Source organism: Micromonospora sp. 15K316 (genome assembly GCF_004348525.1).
In the GTDB taxonomy this organism is placed as follows: Bacteria; Actinomycetota; Actinomycetes; order Mycobacteriales; family Micromonosporaceae; genus Micromonospora.
Window position 1 is genome coordinate 1 of record NZ_SMKG01000147.1, and the last position, 14,754, is coordinate 14,754.

13 protein-coding genes, 1 tRNA gene and 1 pseudogene are annotated in these 14,754 nt (G+C 72.2%); 8 read left to right on the plus strand and 7 right to left on the minus strand.

What is annotated here, in order from left to right:
- A pseudogene (locus E1211_RS22885) lies at window positions 1-292 on the plus strand (ATP-dependent DNA ligase); the annotation flags it as partial.
- 19 nt (window positions 293-311) lie between these two features.
- Here the strand turns inward: E1211_RS22885 and E1211_RS22890 are convergent.
- Window positions 312-950, minus strand: a complete 639-nt coding sequence (locus E1211_RS22890) for an HD domain-containing protein (protein ID WP_132351071.1) — start codon at window positions 948-950, stop codon at window positions 312-314.
- Between the two features lie 113 nt (window positions 951-1,063).
- On the opposite strand from E1211_RS22890, the gene E1211_RS22895 reads away from it, so the two are divergent.
- The 3 genes from E1211_RS22895 (at window position 1,064) to E1211_RS22905 (ending at window position 3,616) form a co-directional block, all read left to right on the plus strand.
- On the plus strand, window positions 1,064-2,077 hold the full coding sequence (locus tag E1211_RS22895; RefSeq protein WP_207915481.1) for a GlxA family transcriptional regulator: 1,014 nt from the start codon (window positions 1,064-1,066) through the stop codon (window positions 2,075-2,077).
- Window positions 2,078-2,145: 68 nt separating this feature from the next.
- Window positions 2,146-2,727 carry a TetR/AcrR family transcriptional regulator gene (locus E1211_RS33030; protein WP_207915482.1) on the plus strand — a complete coding sequence of 194 codons (582 nt, stop codon included), beginning with the start codon at window positions 2,146-2,148 and terminating at the stop codon, window positions 2,725-2,727.
- Between the two features lie 76 nt (window positions 2,728-2,803).
- Complete coding sequence (locus tag E1211_RS22905; RefSeq protein ID WP_132351072.1) at window positions 2,804-3,616, plus strand: oxidoreductase; 813 nt, start codon at window positions 2,804-2,806, stop codon at window positions 3,614-3,616.
- Window positions 3,617-3,979: 363 nt separating this feature from the next.
- On the opposite strand, the gene E1211_RS22910 is transcribed toward E1211_RS22905, so the two are convergent.
- The 6 genes from E1211_RS22910 to E1211_RS22935 all read right to left on the minus strand — a co-directional run bounded on the left by E1211_RS22910 (window position 3,980) and on the right by E1211_RS22935 (window position 8,937).
- Window positions 3,980-4,819: a helix-turn-helix transcriptional regulator gene (locus E1211_RS22910; protein WP_165947317.1), complete on the minus strand. Its 840-nt coding sequence runs from the start codon at window positions 4,817-4,819 to the stop codon at window positions 3,980-3,982.
- 14 nt (window positions 4,820-4,833) lie between these two features.
- Window positions 4,834-5,862 carry an alcohol dehydrogenase catalytic domain-containing protein gene (locus E1211_RS22915; protein WP_132351073.1) on the minus strand — a complete coding sequence of 343 codons (1,029 nt, stop codon included), beginning with the start codon at window positions 5,860-5,862 and terminating at the stop codon, window positions 4,834-4,836.
- 296 nt (window positions 5,863-6,158) lie between these two features.
- Window positions 6,159-6,233 (minus strand) — tRNA-Arg (locus tag E1211_RS22920).
- 185 nt (window positions 6,234-6,418) lie between these two features.
- The gene (locus tag E1211_RS22925) at window positions 6,419-7,111 is read right to left on the minus strand and encodes a winged helix-turn-helix domain-containing protein (RefSeq protein WP_132351074.1); all 693 of its coding nucleotides are present in this window, start codon (window positions 7,109-7,111) and stop codon (window positions 6,419-6,421) included.
- A gap of 354 nt (window positions 7,112-7,465) precedes the next feature.
- Window positions 7,466-8,128, minus strand: a complete 663-nt coding sequence (locus E1211_RS22930; RefSeq protein ID WP_132351075.1) for a DUF305 domain-containing protein — start codon at window positions 8,126-8,128, stop codon at window positions 7,466-7,468.
- An 8-nt stretch (window positions 8,129-8,136) separates the two neighbouring features.
- Window positions 8,137-8,937, minus strand: a complete 801-nt coding sequence (locus E1211_RS22935; RefSeq protein WP_132351076.1) for a DUF3105 domain-containing protein — start codon at window positions 8,935-8,937, stop codon at window positions 8,137-8,139.
- Window positions 8,938-9,036: 99 nt separating this feature from the next.
- Here E1211_RS22935 and argS point away from each other — a divergent pair, with 99 nt between their 5' ends.
- The 4 genes from argS to thrC form a co-directional block, all read left to right on the plus strand.
- Window positions 9,037-10,704 (plus strand): arginine--tRNA ligase, encoded by a 1,668-nt coding sequence (gene argS / locus E1211_RS22940; RefSeq protein WP_132351077.1) that lies wholly within the window; start codon window positions 9,037-9,039, stop codon window positions 10,702-10,704.
- A 59-nt stretch (window positions 10,705-10,763) separates the two neighbouring features.
- Window positions 10,764-12,149 (plus strand): diaminopimelate decarboxylase, encoded by a 1,386-nt coding sequence (gene lysA, locus E1211_RS22945; protein ID WP_132351078.1) that lies wholly within the window; start codon window positions 10,764-10,766, stop codon window positions 12,147-12,149.
- An 8-nt stretch (window positions 12,150-12,157) separates the two neighbouring features.
- Window positions 12,158-13,471 carry a homoserine dehydrogenase gene (locus E1211_RS22950; protein ID WP_207915483.1) on the plus strand — a complete coding sequence of 438 codons (1,314 nt, stop codon included), beginning with the start codon at window positions 12,158-12,160 and terminating at the stop codon, window positions 13,469-13,471.
- A gap of 274 nt (window positions 13,472-13,745) precedes the next feature.
- Window positions 13,746-14,754: threonine synthase (gene thrC, locus E1211_RS22955; RefSeq protein ID WP_132351080.1), on the plus strand; the 1,009-nt coding region annotated here is incomplete at its 3' end.

Consider the following 14,754-nt stretch of genomic DNA (forward strand, 5'->3'; position numbering starts at 1 on the left):
GTCCTCCCGGATGAAGGCGGTGGTGGCCGCGTACAGCCCGCGGCTGCGCCCGGGGCTGCCGGTCTCGTTCCCCGTCGACTGGGCAGTCCTGCCGGACGTCACGCCGGGCGACTTCACCGTGCGTACCGTGCCGGGGTTGGTCGCCGCCCGCGACCCGTGGCTCGACCTGATGCCGGAGCCGCAGCCCCTCCCGGCCGACCTGGTCGAGGAGGGGCGGGCCATCCCGGTCGCCCGGGTGCAGGCGATGCACGAGGGCAGGCGCCGGGCCCGAGCCCGGCGGCAGGCGGGCTGACGCCGGGCTGCGCCACGGCTCACTCCGGCCAGTCGTTACCCAGGATGATCTTCACGAAGTCGTCCCGCACGAACGACGGGTCGAAGTGCGCGAGCACGTCGTCGTTCACCGTGCCGAAGGTGGTCTGCGGCCGGTGCGCCACACCCCGGTTGAAGGCCGCCAGGATCTGCCGCTTGAAGTCGGGACGCGGGTGGGCCGCCGTCACCTCGGCGACTCGCGCCGGGTCCAGGTCGCGGTAGCCGATGCCGAGCACGTCGGTCTCCACCCCGGCGGTCACCAGGGCGATCTCCGGGTCCAGATGTTCGGGTACGCCGGGTGTGGTGTGCAACGCCACGGCGAGCCAGACCTTGCGCGCCTCCTGCCCGGAGCGGCCGTGGTCGAGCAGGAACCGCTCCGCCGCCTTCGCCCCGTCGACCTCGAAGCGCAGGTCGGTGCTCGCGTACTCGCCGGTCAGGCCGAGATCGTGGAACATCGCGCCGACGTAGAGCAGCTCCGGGTCCGGATCGAGGCGGCGGCGTTCGCCCTGGAGCGCGCCGAAGAGGAACACCCGGCGCGAGTGGTGGTAGAGCAGGTCGTCGGTCGCCGCGCGGACCAGTTCGGTAGCGGCGGCGACGAGTGGCGTGTCCGGGATGGTGATCCCGGCGATGATCTCGCTCATCGAGGTTCCTTCCGTGCTGGGCCGGCCGGTGTCCGCCCGCCTCGACCTCGATGCTGCCGGGGCTAGACTCGACGGGCCATGTCCGCAGGGACAGGCACCCCACAGTTACGGACATGGCCGGTCGGGCAACCGGAGAGCCGGTGGAGGAGGCGCAACGGATGGCCGGGCAGGGACCGCACCGGGTCGGTGTGCTGGTCTTCGACGGAGTGCAGCTGCTCGACGTGTCGGGGCCGGTGGACGTCTTCGACGCGGCCACCCGGCGGGGCGCGGGCTACGTCGTCCAGCTGATCGGCTGGGAGTCGACGCGGGTACGCACCTCGTCCGGCGTGCGGCTGACCGCCGACACGACCCTCGACGAGGCCGACCCGGTGGACACGCTCGTGCTCACCGGCGCCGACGACCTGTCCGCGCTGCCCGACACGGCGGAGGTCCGGGCCCGCCTGGGCCACCTGGTCCGCCCCGACACCCGCCTCGCGGCGGTCTGCACCGGGGCGTTCGTCCTGGCCCGCACGGGATGGCTGGACGGGCACCCGGCGACCACGCACTGGCGGCACGCGGAGCGGTTGCGCGCCGAGTTCCCGCGGGTGGAGGTGGCGCCCGACGCGATCTACGTACGCAGTGGCCGCCTGCTCACCAGTGCCGGGGTGACCGCCGGGATCGACCTCGCGCTGGCTCTGGTCGAGGCGGACCACGGGGCGGGGCCGGCCCGGGAGGTGGCGCGGGAGCTCGTGGTGTTCATGCAGCGCCCCGGCGGGCAGTCCCAGTTCTCCGTCCGGCAGGATCTTCCGCCCAGCGGGGACCAGCGGTTGCGCCGGGTGGTCGACCGGGTGGCGGCCGATCCGGCTCGCCCGTACCCGATCGAGGCGATGGCCCGCGACGCGACGGTGACCCCGCGACACCTGCGCCGGATCTTCCAGCGGGAGCTCGGTCTCACGCCCGGCCGTTACCTGGAGCTGGCGCGCATCGAGGCGGCCCGGGTCCTCCTCGAACAGGGCGGCACGGTCGGGGAGGCCGCCCGTCGCAGCGGGTTCGGCAGCGACGAGACGCTGCGGCGGGCCTTCACCACGACGTACGGCGTCCCGCCCTCGGTCTACCAGCGGCGTTTCCGCACCACGGGCGTGGCTTGACCGGGGCGGGATGGTGGCCTCGGCCACCTTTGTTGACCGACCGATCAAATAAGTTCTACTGTCGTGTCATGGGACGGGCGAGGGAGTTCGACGTCGACGGAGCGCTGGACGCGGCCATGCGCACGTTCTGGGAGCGCGGGTACGACGGCACGTCGCTGTCGGACCTGACCGAGGCCACCGGTGTGGGGCGGCAGTCGCTGTACCTGGCGTTCGGCGACAAGCAGCGGCTCTACCTGGCGGCGCTGGACCGTTACCGGGAGCACTTCTACCTTCCGCTGCTGGAGGCGCTCTCCGGCACTGTCGATGTTCGGGCGGCGCTGCGGGCGGCGATCCTGCCCTTGCTCGACGGCAGCTGTGCCGATGACCCCAGGGGATGCTTCCTGGTCGCCGCGGCCGCCGAACGGGCCGGTGACGACGCCGAGGTCCGGGCTCGGGTCACGGCGGCCTTCGCCGGCCTGGAGACGGTGCTGCTCGAGGCGGCGCAGCGCGGCAGGGCCGCCGGCCTGGTCGCCGACACGGTGGACCTGCCCGGTTGGGCGGCGCTCACCGTGACCACCATCCAGGGCATGCGGGTGATGGAAGCGGGGGGCGCCGACCGGAGCACCCTGATCCGCGCGCTGGACACCGTCCTGGCGATGCTGCACCCCTGATTCCTCGCTCACCCGTGGGGCGTGGCATCGGCCTGCCCTTTTTCTTGACCGATCGATCAAAAAAGTAGGGACAAACATGTCTGTACCGTGGGATCTCACCGACAAGGTCGCCGTCGTGACCGGCGCCGGCAAGGGCATCGGCGCCGCCGTCACCCGTGAGCTGCTCGACGCGGGCGCACGGGTGGTGGCCGGCAGCCGTGACGCCGGCACCGACCTCGCCGGACTGGCCTCCGACGAGGTGCTGGCGACGGTCGACGTCGACCTGTCCACCGCGGACGGCCCGGGCCGGCTGGTGGCCACCGCCATCGAACGGTTCGGTGGTCTGGATGTGCTGGTCAACAACATGGGCGGGCTCGCCGGCGGCGGCCCCCGGTTCGGCGGATTCCTCTCCGTCAGCGACGCCGACTGGCTCCGCGCCGTCGAACTCAACCTGCTCTCCGCGGTGCGGGCAATCCGCGCGGCGGTGCCCGTGCTCCTCGAACGCGGCGGCGGCGCGATCGTCAACGTCGGCTCCGTCAACGCGGCACTGCCCGACCCGAGCGTGGTGGACTACTCCGCCACCAAGGCGGCGTTGACCAACCTCGGCAAGTCGCTCTCGGCGGAGTTCGCCCCCCAGGGCATCCGCGTCAACACCGTCAGCCCCGGACCGGTACGGACCCCGCTCTGGACCGCGCCCGGAGGACTCGGCGAACAGCTCGCCTCGGCCATCGGCTCCGACCTGGAGGGCGCGATGCGCGCGATGGCCGACGGCCTCGGCGGGATCAAGCTCGGCCGATTCGGCACCGCCGAGGAGATCGCCCACCTGGTGGTGTTCCTGGCCAGCCCCGCCGCTTCCTGGATGACCGGCAGCGACGTCCGCATCGACGGTGGGCTCGTCAAGACAGTGTGACCGGCGCGGAAACCGAGGCGCGGGCCGCCGGATGCCGCCGGCCGTCCGGACCTGATCGGTGCTGACGAAGAAGGCCGCCGCCCGGTCGAATCCGGCGACGGCCTTCTTCGTCCAGCTCGTGCCGTCTCGCGGGAGTAACCCCCAACGTGCCTGGCGGGGAATGCGGGTTGCCGGCTGGCTACTCTGCGTACCGAGGGCCTGCCCCGGTTCGTCCAGAGAGGAGCGCGCGTTGCGGCTGGTGAAGGTTGGCTTGATCGCGGCCGTCGGCGCACTGGCGACCCGCAGGCGCCGCTAGGACCTGTATCCCGGGCGATGCGCTCGACCCGCGCCGACGGCGGGGCCGGAGTGAGCCGCGGCGGCGGTTCAAGCGATGATGGAGGCACCCAGCACGCGGAGGAACTCGATCTTCTCGGCGGCGTCGCCGCCCGGCTGGGGGCGCCAGACCACCAGGCGGTGGCCGGTCCCTGGGCTGGCCACGACGTCGCACTGCACATCGAGCTCACCAACCTGCGGGTGGCGTAACCGCTTACGTGTGGACCGGAGCACTGCCACGTCACCCTGCTCCCACAACGCCGCGAACTCCGGACTGGTGGCGAGCAGCTTGCCCAGCAGCCGTCTGGACGCCTCGTCCTGCCCGCGACGGTAGATGCTCGCCCGCAGGTCCGCGGCGTACGTCCGGGACAACTCGTCCCACTCGCTCTCCGGGTTCATCGATCGGCTCGACGGATCGGTGAACCACCGCCAGACGACGTTGCCCGCCAGCCCGCGCTGGTCGGCCCACGGGCCGACCAGCGCCTGCGCCAGCTGGTTCTGCGCCAGCACGAAGCTGAGGTCGTCGGTGATCTGCGCCGGCGTTGCGACCAGGGCGTCGAGCAGGTACATCAGACCGGGATCGACGTAACCGGCACCGGCGTACGCCGGCGGTGCCGGGAACCCGGCCAACGAGTAGAGGTGATCCCGCTCGTCGACATCCAACCGCAACGCGCGGGCCAGGCTGCCGATGAGCTGTTCGGAGGGGTTGCCTCCCCGGCCCTGCTCGATCCGCTCGTAGTAGTTGGTCGAGATGTTGGCCAGTCCGGCGATCTCCTCACGCCGCAGGCCCGGGGTGCGCCGCCGGGTGCCCGCGACCAGGCCGACGTCGGTCACCCGCATCGCCTCGCGCCGGCTGCGCAGGAATCTCCCCAGCTCCTTGCGGTCGATCATGCTCGTCTCCGGTCTCAGTTACCCGTGGTCAGCACCATACGGAAGCGCGCCTGCCCGCTCGCCAGCTTCGCCAGGGCGGTGTCGGCCTGCTCGAGCGGCAGCTCCTCCGTCCACGCCCGTACACCGGTCTGCACGGCGAAGCGCAGGGTGTCCTGGGTGTCGACGGCGATGCCCGAGGCGTGCCCGTAGACGCGCCGGTTCTGGTGGAAGACCTGCATCGCGGAGAGATCCAGGCTGTCCGTCGAGACACCCGCCACGATCAGCTCGCCACGTCGGCTGAGGCCGTCGACGGCCGCGCCCATCGCATGCCCGTCCGTGGTGGTGGCCAGGACGACCTTCGCGCCGCCGAGCGCCTGGAGGGCCTGCGCCACGTTCTGCCGCCCGCTGTCGACGTAGTGCGCCGCACCGAGCTGCTCGGCCAGGACGGCCTTGTCCGCGCCGCGGCTGATCGCCACGGTCTCGAAGCCCATCTTCGCGGCGAACTGGACACCCAGGTGCCCCAGGCCGCCGATCCCGAGGATCGCGACGGTGTCGCCGGGGCGCGCGGCACTGTGCCGCAGCGCGTTGTACGCGGTGACGCCCGCGCAGGCCAGCGGTGCGGCCTCGGACGCGGTGAGCTGGTCGGGGATCGCTGCCAGGGCGACCGCGGGCACCACCACCGAGTCGGCGAACCCGCCGCGGTAGGCCAGGCCCGGCACCTGGGCCTCGAGGCAGAGGACGCCGTCGCCGGTGCGGCACGCGGCGCAGTGTCCGCAGCTGCCGCCGTACCAGCCGACGGCGACCCGGTCACCGACCTGCCACCCGGTCACGCCGGAGCCGACCGCGTCGATCCTGCCGGCGATCTCGTGCCCGGTGATCAGCGGGAACACGCTGCCCGGAACGTGGCCGGCGACGATCATGGCGTCGGAGTGGCAGACGCCGCACGCCTCGACCGTCACCCGCACCTGGTCGATGCCGGGCTCCGACCGATCGCCCTCGGTCAACGAGAACGGCGCTCCGGGCGCCGGGGTCTGCATGTAGCGGTTGCGAACGGGGGTGGTCATGCTGAAGCCTTCTTTCCCGGTGATTCTGCCGCGTGCACCGCGGCCGATCGGTGGCGCTCGCGCCGCCGTGGCCTCAATCGTCGGCCTGTCGTGCGGGTCTAACCACGTCCTGTCAGTCCGGGTCTGGGCTCGGTTCCACAGGGCTCGCCGAGGAGCGTTCGAGAACGGCAGGAGTACCGGCGGCGGGAGCGGTGCGTCGCCGGCGGCCACGCCGCAGCTCGGCGGGCCCGGGGTGGGAACACGACAAAGGCCGCTGCCCAGTTGCCTGGTCAGCGGCCTTTCATGTTGCTCATCGGTGGTGCCCCCGGCAGGATTCGAACCTGCGCCCCCGCCTCCGGAGGGCGGTGCTCTATCCCCTGAGCTACGGGGGCTCAGCGACTGGCAAAGACTAGCAAACGCTCGGTGCCAACGCCGAATCGGTATCCGCCGCGCACGTCTTCCCGGCTCCCGACCCCCGGCCCCGCGGTGTCGACCACGAGGTTGACGGGGGATCGGACGATCCCGGACCAGGTCAACCTCATGATCGACGCTGACGGCCAACCGGGGAGTGGGCCGCTCAGGCGGCCAGCGCGCGACCGCAGCTGGGCAGCGGGTGCAGCACGATCCGCCGGGGCAGCCGACGCGGCCACTCGTTGCGGGCCCAGGAGCCGTCCACGATCAGATGCACCGTGCGCTCCTCCGCGCCGCTGAGTCGCAGCACGAAGTCACGGGGCAGTGGCGGGTCGACGTTCGGCGTGGTGATCATGAAACGGACCCGACCGCGGGAGGAGACGGCGGAGATCACGTCCGCCGCCGGCATCGTCCCGCGCAGGCGGACCCGACCGATCCAGTACACCTCGGCGAGGTGCTCCTGGGCGGCCCGGGTGATCGCCGGGTACTCGCTGCGCACCCAGCGCTCGACCGCGCCCACGCAGAGCCCGCAGGCCCGTTCGCGCGGCTCCCGCGGACCCAGCCCCCAGGCCCGCAGGTACGCCCCGACCGCGCCGGCGTCCATCGGCAGCTCGAACTGACGCTGGATGAGGGCGGTCAGGCTCTGTCGCGTCCACAGCTCCTCGTCCAGGTCGAACTGGTCCGGGTGGACGCCGCGCAGGGTGTCGATCAGTTCGAGTTCCTGTTCGCGGCTGAGCATTCCCGGCTCGCTCTGCCGCTGTCCGCGACGGGCGGCTGCCACCGCCCCGTCACCGCCGATGGTGTGGCGCCGGCACCAGCTGGTGACCGAACGCCGTGCGTCTCTCAGTGCAACCCCCACGTCTTGCGCAACGAGCCCGAATCGCAACTGGTCACGATATGTGTGGAGAAAACTCTTCGAACGCATGTAATCGGACAGACCGCCCATAGTGAGCGGTGGTTCGCGGGACGGGGCGCGGCCCCGCCGGAGTTGATCGACTCGGGTTCCCTGCGTGTCGGGCCGCCCCGACCGGGTGATGCCCCGACTCCAAGGACCCCGGGTGAATCGTCGGGCGCGCAAGGAGTTGGCTGCCCGGGGCGCGTCGGGCCCGGCCGCCGCGGACGGGTGCGCCGGAAACGGCCGAGAGGCCCGGGTCGGCCGGTAGGAACCGGAGCGACCCAGACCTCTCGGTCGGATGGGAGAGCGCGGCGCGGGTCAGCCGCCGAGGCGCTTCTTCGCGTTCTGCAGGTTGGTGAGGTCGGTCTGCTGGGTGTTCTTCATGATCTGCGCCGTCCGGGTCACCTCCGGCTCGTCGCCGGCGTCGAGCACACCGTCGATCATGTGGATGCCACCGAGGTGATGGTTGATCATCATGTTCAGGAAGAGCAGGTCGAACTCGCGGCCCTGTGCGGCGCGCAGCCGCTCCATCTCCTGCGGTGTGGCCATGCCCGGCATCAGACCGTTCTTGACCAGGCTGGCGCCGTCCGGCATCCAGGCCATGCGCGGCTGCGACCCGGTCGGGTCGAGCCCCCACTCGCGGAGCCAGGTCTGCATGATGCCGATCTCGCCCTGCTGGCCGCTGGCGATGTCGCCACCGATCTGGCGTACCTCGGGGTCGGTACCGCGCTGGAACGCCATCATCCCCATCTCGACCGCCTGGGCGTGGTGGGCGGTCATGTCCCGGGCGAAGCCGGCCTCCACCGAGCCGTCGCCGGGGCGGGTCAGCCTGGGGGTCAGCAGGCCGCCGGCGTACCCGAGGAGCAGGGCGACCACGACGGCGACGGCGACTCCCACCAGACCGAGGCGGAAGCGGGCCCCCCGGCCGTCGTCGACGGCCGGGGACTCGGGTGAGCTGTCAAGGGTGGCGGGAGCCGTCATCACGATCCTTACTGGGTCGGCATCTGCACACCGTCGTCACGCGGCGTGGTGCCGGTGGCGGTGATGCCCTGGTTGCACAGCGCCGTCGGCCCCTCGATCGAGGCGTTCACCCGCAGCGTCTTGATGAACTCGTCGATCCGGCTGTCATCGGCGTTGTCGACCTTGAGCTGGTAGCCCCAGGCCTGCAGCGAGATCGGCTTGTCCAGCCCCTCGAACGGGCTCATCAGCATCTTCTCGTTGCCGCGCACCTTGTCGGCGAGCTTGGCGACCTGGTCGGCCGGCAGGTCGGGGCGGTAGGTGATCCAGACCGAGCCGTGCTCCAGGCTGTGCACCGCGTGCTCGTTGGCGATCGGGGCGTCGTAGACGTCGCCCATGCAGTTCTGCCAGGCCTGGTTGTGCGGACCCGCCACCGGCGGGGAGATCGTGTACTTGATCGGGCCTGGTTGGTGGTTGCTGCCCTTGACCAGCTCCGGGTCCTTCTCGCGGTAGTTGACGATGCCGCTGATCGCGTCGGCCCGCTCCTCCCACGGCTTGGAGCCCTGGAACGCGGCCCAGGCGCCGAAGCCGATGATGCCGGCGGCGACCAGCCCCACGACGACGAAGAGGATGATCGGGCCCTTGGCGCGGCCCTGGCTGACCTTGACCGGGGCGATCGGCTTGCGGGGGCCCTTGCCCCCACCCGCGCGAGCGGCCGTCGGCTTGCCGGATCCGGCCTTGGCGCCGGACGCCGGCCGACCCGCGGCCGGCTTCTTGCCCGTGCTGACCACGGTCGGACGGCGCTGCTCGCCGCCCGGGGTGCTGATGCTCATCGTGCCTCGTCAGGTCGGTCGGTCAGGGAGCCGGCGGGTCTGGTACGCACAACGGGTCACCGCCGCGGGCACCGAGTCTACCCCCGATAACATGGATCGGTGACTCCCGCAGAACTCGCCGAGGTCGTCCTCGCCGCAGCCCACGCCGTCTTCACCCAACGGGGCCTGGACCCCGCCGTGCTGCCCGGGGAGACCACCGTCGAGCGACCCCGAAACCCCGAGCACGGCGACTACGCCTCCACGCTGGCGTTGCAGCTGAGCAAGAAGGTCGGCCGGCCGCCGCGGGAGCTGGCGAGCGCCCTCGCCGAGGAGTTGGGCAAGGCGCCGGGCGTCAAGTCCGTGGAGATCGCCGGCCCCGGCTTCCTCAACATCCGGCTGGACGCGGCCGCCGCCGGTCAGCTCGCCCGCGTGATCGTCGAGGCCGGCGCGGAGTACGGCCGCAGCGAGCGGCTCGCCGGGCAGCGGATCAACCTGGAGTTCGTCTCCGCCAACCCCACCGGCCCGGTGCACATCGGCGGTGTGCGGTGGGCCGCTGTCGGCGACGCGCTGAGCCGGCTCCTGCGCGCCACCGGCGCCGACGTCGGCACCGAGTACTACTTCAACGACGCCGGTTCCCAGATCGACCGGTTCGCCCGGTCGCTGCTCGCCGCCGCGCGGGGCGAGGCGGTTCCGGAGGACGGCTACGGCGGCGCGTACATCTCGGAGATCGCCGCCGAGGTCCAGGCCCGCCGGCCGGAGGTGCTCTCCCTCGACGACGCCGCGGCCCAGGAGGTCTTCCGGGTCGAGGGCGTCGCGCTGATGTTCGACGAGATCCGCTCCTCGCTGCGCGACTTCGGGGTCGAGTTCGACACCTACTTCAACGAGAAGGACCTGCACGACCGGGGCGAGCTGGACCTCGCCCTGGCTCGGCTGCGGGAGCAGGGCCACGTCTTCGAGGCCGAGGGCGCCACCTGGCTGCGCACCACCGAGTTCGGCGACGACAAGGACCGGGTGCTGCGCAAGTCCAACGGGGAGTGGACCTACTTCGCGGCGGACTGCGCGTACTACCTCGACAAGCGCGAGCGGGGCTTCGAGCGGGTCGTGATCATGCTGGGCGCCGACCACCACGGCTATATCGGCCGGATGAAGGCGATGGCCGCGTGCTTCGGCGACGACCCGGAGCGCAACCTGGAGATCCTCATCGGCCAGCTGGTCAACCTGCTGCGTGACGGGCAGCCGATGCGGATGAGCAAGCGGGCCGGCACCGTGGTCACCCTGGAGGACCTGGTCGAGGCGATCGGCGTGGACGCCTCGCGGTACGCGCTGGCCCGCTACTCCAGCGACTCGCCGATCGACATCGACGTGGAGCTCTGGACCCGGGCGACCCGCGACAACCCGGTCTACTACGTCCAGTACGTGGCGGCGCGCACCGCCGGCGTGAGTCGCAACGCGGCCGAGGTCGGCCTGACCCGGGGCGACGCCGGATCGTTCCGCCCGGAGCTGCTCGGCCACGAGAAGGAGAACGAGCTGCTCAAGGCGCTCGCCGAGTTCCCCTCCGTGGTCGCCACCGCCGCCGAGCTGCGCGCACCGCACCGCCTGGCCCACTACCTGGAGCAGAACGTCTCCCAGGCGTACCACCGCTTCTACGACAACTGCCGGGTCCTGCCGCAGGGCGACGAGGAGATCACCGACCTGCACCGGGCCCGGCTCTGGCTCAACGACGCCACCCGCACCGTGATCGCCAACGGCCTGCACCTGCTCGGCGTCACCGCGCCGGAGAGGATGTAGCCGGTGAACGCGAGGAGTGAGCTCGCGGGCCCCGCGGTCACGAACGGAAGGTGGTACTGATGCGGGCTCACGAGGCCGGCGCGCTGCACGGTGAGATCGGCAGCCGCGGGCCGGCCTGGCTGCGTACGCCGGCCGACGTCAACGCCCTGGTGCCGGAGCTCTGGCCGCGCAACGTCCGGCGGGCCGCCGACGGCGCGCTCACCGTCGCCGGCCTGAGCGTGCGCGACCTCGCCGCCGAGTTCGGCACCCCGGCCTACGTGCTCGACGAGGACGATCTGCGCTCGCGTTGCCGCGACTACCGCGACGCCTTCGCCGGCATGGACGTCTACTACGCCGGCAAGGCGTTCCTCTGCCGCGCCGTCGTGCGCATGATCGCCGAGGAGGGCATGCATCTCGACGTGTGCAGCGGCGGCGAGCTCGCCACCGCGCTCGCGGCCGGGATGGAGCCGGCGCGGATCGGCTTCCACGGCAACAACAAGTCGATCGCCGAACTGACCCGGGCGGTGGACGCCGGGGTCGGGCGGATCATCGTCGACTCGGTCACCGAGATCGATCGGCTGACCGCGCTCGCCCGCGAGCGGGGCGTACGACCCCGGGTGCTGGTCCGCGTCACGGTCGGCGTCGAGGCGCACACGCACGAGTTCATCGCCACCGCCCACGAGGACCAGAAGTTCGGCTTCTCGCTGGCCGGTGGAGCCGCCGCGGCGGCCGCCTTCAAGATCCTCGACGAGGACGTGCTGGAGCTGCGCGGGCTGCACTCGCACATCGGCTCGCAGATCTTCGACACCAGCGGCTTCGAGGTCTCCGCCCGGCGGGTGCTCGCCCTGCAGGCGCAGATCCGCGACGCGCGCGGGGTGGAGCTGCCCGAGCTGGACCTCGGCGGCGGCTTCGGCATCGCGTACACCACGCAGGACGCCCCGTCGACCCCGCACGAGCTGGCCAAGCGGCTGCGCAAGATCGTCGAAGGTGAGTGCGAGGCGGAGCGGCTGGCCGTGCCGCGCCTCTCCATCGAGCCCGGTCGGGCGATCGTCGGCCCGGCCATGTTCACCCTCTACGACGTGGGCACGGTCAAGGACGTCGACGGCATCCGCACGTACGTCAGCGTCGACGGCGGGATGAGCGACAACATCCGTACCGCGCTCTACGACGCCTCCTACTCCGCGACGCTGGCCTCCCGGGCGTCGGCCGCCGAGCCGATGCTCGCCCGCGTGGTGGGAAAGCACTGTGAGTCGGGGGACATCGTGGTGAAGGATGAATTCCTGCCCGCCGACGTGCAGCCCGGAGATCTTGTCGCGGTGCCCGGCACCGGCGCGTACTGCCGGAGCATGGCCAGCAACTACAACCACGTGCCGCGCCCCCCGGTGGTCGCGGTGCGCGACGGCCAGGCACGTCTGATCGTCCGGCGGGAGACCGAAGAGGACCTGCTCGCATTGGATGTTGGATGACCTCACCTGTGCGCCTGGCGTTGCTCGGCTGCGGCACCGTCGGCGGGGAGGTGGTGCGGCTGCTGCACGAGCAGTCGGCCGACCTCGCCGCCCGCGTCGGCGCCCCGCTGGAGCTCGCCGGCATCGCCGTACGCCGGCTCGGTCGCGACCGCGGCGAGCTGCCGGTGGACCCGTCGCTCTTCACCACCGACCCCCTCGGCCTGATCAAGCGGGACGACGTGGACGTCGTGGTGGAGGTGGTGGGTGGCATCGAGCCGGCACGCGGTTGGCTGGTCGAGGCGCTGCGGGCCGGCAAGAGCGTGGTGACCGCCAACAAGGCGCTGCTCGCCGAGGACGGCGGGGCGCTGCACGACGCGGCCGCGGAGGGTGGCGCGGACCTCTACTACGAGGCCGCGGTGGCCGGCGCGATCCCGCTGCTGCGCCCGCTGCGCGAGTCGCTGCACGGGGACCGGATCACCCGGGTCACCGGCATCGTCAACGGCACCACCAACTTCATCCTCTCCGCCATGGACGCCACCGGCGCCGGCTTCGCCGAGGCGCTGGAGGAGGCGACCGAGCTGGGGTACGCCGAGGCCGACCCGACCGCCGACGTCGAGGGCTTCGACGCGGCGGCGAAGGCGGCGATCCTCGCCTCGCTGGCGTTCCACACCCGGGTGAACGCCGCCGACGTGCACCGGGAGGGGATCACCGAGGTCACCGCCGCCGACGTGGCCAGCGCCAAGGCGATGGGGTGCACCATCAAGCTGCTCTGCATCGCCGCCCGGGGCGTGGACGCGGCCGGCCGGGAGACCGTCAACGTCCGGGTGCACCCGGCGATGATCCCGCTGAACCACCCGCTGGCGGGCGTCGGGGACGCGTTCAACGCGGTCTTCGTCGAGGCGGAGGCGGCCGGGCAGCTGATGTTCTACGGCCGGGGCGCGGGTGGGGCGCCGACCGCCAGCGCGGTCCTCGGCGACGTGGTGGCGGTCGCCCGCAACCGGCTCGCCGGGGTGCGCGCGGCCAGCGAGAGCGCGTACGCCGACCTGTCGGTGCGGCCCATGGGGGAGGCGCTGACCCGCTACCACGTGAGTCTCGACGTGGCCGACCGGCCGGGTGTGCTGGCCGCGGTGGCCGGGGTGTTCGCCCGGCACGGTGTGTCGATCGCGACGGTGCGGCAGGGGCCGGCGGAGGGCTCGACGCCCGGGAGCGGCGCGGACGCCGACCTGGTGATCGTCACCCACGTCGCACCGGACGCCGCGCTCGCGGCGACCGTCTCCGAGCTGCGTGCTCTGGACATCGTCCGTTCGGTGACCAGCGTGCTGCGGGTCGAGGGCGGGGTGTGACTCGTTTGACCCGGTGACGGCTGGCCGTCGCCGATGAGGGTGACCCGGGCCGGCACCGGGCGTGCCGGTGGTGTCCCGGCGGCGGGGCGACGCGGCGCAGCGGTGCGACGGTCGTGGGGCCGCGTCGGGCTCGGCGTGGACGGCGACGTGGGCCTGCAACCGCGGGGTGTCCCGCCAGGTGGTTAACGGGGGGTGGTTCGCGGGCCGGTCGACGAGGCTGGTCCAGGCTTGGCGTGTCCATGGTCGGCGGGGGCGGAAGAGCGAGGAGAGCGACATGTGGCGGGGTCTGATCGAGGCGTACCGGGACCGGCTGCCGGTCACCGACGCCACGCCCGTCGTCACCCTGAACGAGGGGAACACGCCGCTGCTGCCCGCGCCGGTGCTCTCCGCGCGGCTCGGCTGCGACGTGCACCTCAAGGTGGAGGGGGCCAACCCGACCGGCTCCTTCAAGGACCGGGGCATGACGGTCGCGGTCTCCAAGGCGGTCGAGGCCGGCAACAAGGTGATCATCTGCGCCTCCACCGGCAACACCAGCGCCTCCGCCGCCGCGTACGCGGCCCGCGCCGGTCTGACCTGCGCTGTCCTCGTGCCGCAGGGCAAGATCGCGCTGGGCAAGCTGGCCCAGGCGCTGGTGCACGGTGCGAAGCTGCTCCAGGTCAACGGCAACTTCGACGACTGCCTCGCGCTGGCTGCCAAGCTCGCCCAGGACTATCCGGTGGCGCTGGTCAACTCGGTGAACATCGACCGGCTGCACGGTCAGAAGACGGCCGCGTTCGAGATCGTCGAGGCGCTCGGCGACGCGCCGGACATCCACTGCCTGCCGGTGGGCAACGCCGGAAACATCTCCGCCTACTGGATGGGCTACTCGGAGGAGCTGGCGGACGCGCGGGCCAGCCGCGCCCCGAAGATGTTCGGCTTCCAGGCTTCCGGTGCGGCGCCGCTGGTCGCCGGCGAGGTGGTACGCGAACCGTCGACGATCGCCACCGCCATCCGGATCGGTAATCCGGCGAGCTGGACCCGGGCGATCGACGCCCGGGAGGCCTCCGGCGGCCTGATCGCGGCGGTGACGGACCGGGAGATCCTCTCCGCGTACCGGCTGCTCGCCCGGGAGGTCGGGGTCTTCGTGGAGTTGGGGAGCGCGGCCAGCGTGGCGGGGCTGCTGCAGCAGGCGGCGGCGGGCCGGATTCCGGCCGGCGCCACGGTGGTGTGCACGGTCACCGGGCACGGGCTCAAGGACCCGGAGTGGGCCATCTCCACGGCTCCCGCCCCGATCACCATCCCGA